This window comes from Halorubrum sp. SP9, assembly GCF_005435015.1.
GTDB classification, from domain to species: Archaea; Halobacteriota; Halobacteria; order Halobacteriales; family Haloferacaceae; genus Halorubrum; species Halorubrum sodomense.
Genome location: NZ_SGXU01000603.1, coordinates 1 through 295, shown reverse-complemented (window position 1 = coordinate 295; position 295 = coordinate 1). Strand labels below are relative to the sequence as shown.

The following is a 295-nucleotide window of genomic DNA, read 5'->3' as shown; positions in this document are numbered from 1 at the left end:
CATCGCCTCTCGGACCGCCCGCGACCGGTTCTCGATCCCCTCGTCCCGCCACGTCCGGTCGAACTCCTCGATCAGCCCCTCGGGGACGTTGAAACTGGTTCTCATCACCTCGTCGTCGGACCCGCGGGCAAAAGAGGGCCGGTATGCCGGTCCGCTCACCTAGGTACCACCAACCGCGACGCTCTCCCGCCGGCGACGGTCCCGCTCGACGGGGTCCGTCCGGACGGCTCGCTCGTCGGATTCGTCGAAGATAGGGTCGGACGGCGGGGGGCGGGCGAGTTACTGGTACGCCTGC

1 protein-coding gene is annotated in these 295 nt (G+C 69.2%); it reads right to left on the bottom strand.

Going from position 1 to position 295, the window contains the following annotated elements; translation table 11 throughout:
* The coding region (locus EXE45_RS21630) for a CopG family ribbon-helix-helix protein (protein WP_241989548.1) at positions 1 to 105 on the bottom strand (105 nt) is incomplete at its 3' end.
* Positions 106 to 295 lie beyond the last annotated feature (190 nt).